We start from the raw sequence: 1086 nt of genomic DNA on the forward strand, positions 1-1086 counted from the left end.
TGAGTGGCGCACCCCTGAGATGACTTTACATATTTTAAGCGCGCTTGGCGGCTGGGTTGGAGCGCTGGTTGCCCAGACTTATCTGCGCCACAAGTCCCAAAAGCCAGAGTTTCGTATGGCGTATTATTTGACGGTAGTGGTTAACTTGGCAGGTTTGTTATTTGTTATGGCGGGTGGGGGATTAGATAAGTTGTTGTAATTTTTAAATATAGAATTTTAACGACTAATCATAAATATTTATGATACTTTTTTAGAAACAAATATATTATGTTGATATCACTATTTTTAATTGATGACATGTCCTAGCTGATTGACTGCTTTATAGCAAAAGGTAGTTTTGAATAAGTAGTGATTATTGGATCGAGTCGAAGTAGGCTTGAGAGCGTAATATTTTTTTGTAACCCGACAGACTGATTCAATGTATCTGAAGATAAAACGTAAAATTCCCATTGACTCATATTAAGAGGATCAATAGTTTTTTGTTCTTTATGTTTTAATAAACAAAATACGTAAATATCAGCTTGCCGTATGCTTTTGGTTGAACGAGCATTGGTCTTATCGTCCCATTGTGTAGTAGGACGAATTCCAAATTGAATAGTAGATATTTTTTCTTGATTCCATGTTTGAATAAAAGCACTAGACTTTACTTCAATTTTAATACCTTCTTTAGTTTCGATATCGTAATCATCCCATTCTACTCTGTGAGCATTATTCTCACCAAGAGCAGAACCAACAATATATTCAGCTAAAATACCTCTTAAGGTATTACTTACAAGATCGGAGCTAGACCATTGCCAAAAAGACAATAAGTTTAAATTCAGAGAGTTTCCCTCGATATGAAAAGCTTCTTCACCTGATTTTCGTTCAACTTCTAACGCTGGATATTTTATCATAATCTAAATTTACTAGGATAATTTAACTACTACGCTTACCTTCAAAAAACAGCATGTCGATGACAATGATCGCCACGCCAACACTAATGCCAATATCTGCAATATTAAATATCGGGTAATGCCAGACATCGGCGTTATGCACGTGGATGAAGTCGATAACGTGACCATGGAGCAGGCGATCAATCAGATTACC

The 1086-nt window shown here is 36.1% G+C and carries 3 protein-coding genes; 1 reads left to right on the forward strand and 2 read right to left on the reverse strand.

What is annotated here, in order from left to right:
• Positions 1-199, forward strand: a 199-nt coding sequence (locus tag ACTXGO_RS14400) for a DUF1294 domain-containing protein (protein ID WP_443574999.1), incomplete at its 5' end; no start/stop codon positions are given.
• Positions 200-302: 103 nt separating this feature from the next.
• Here the strand turns inward: ACTXGO_RS14400 and ACTXGO_RS14405 are convergent.
• Positions 303-893: a hypothetical protein gene (locus ACTXGO_RS14405; RefSeq protein WP_443543595.1), complete on the reverse strand. Its 591-nt coding sequence runs from the start codon at positions 891-893 to the stop codon at positions 303-305.
• A gap of 22 nt (positions 894-915) precedes the next feature.
• On the reverse strand, positions 916-1086 hold a 171-nt coding region (locus ACTXGO_RS14410), incomplete at its 5' end, for a signal peptidase II (RefSeq protein ID WP_443575000.1).

Source organism: Psychrobacter sp. T6-1 (assembly GCF_052258445.1).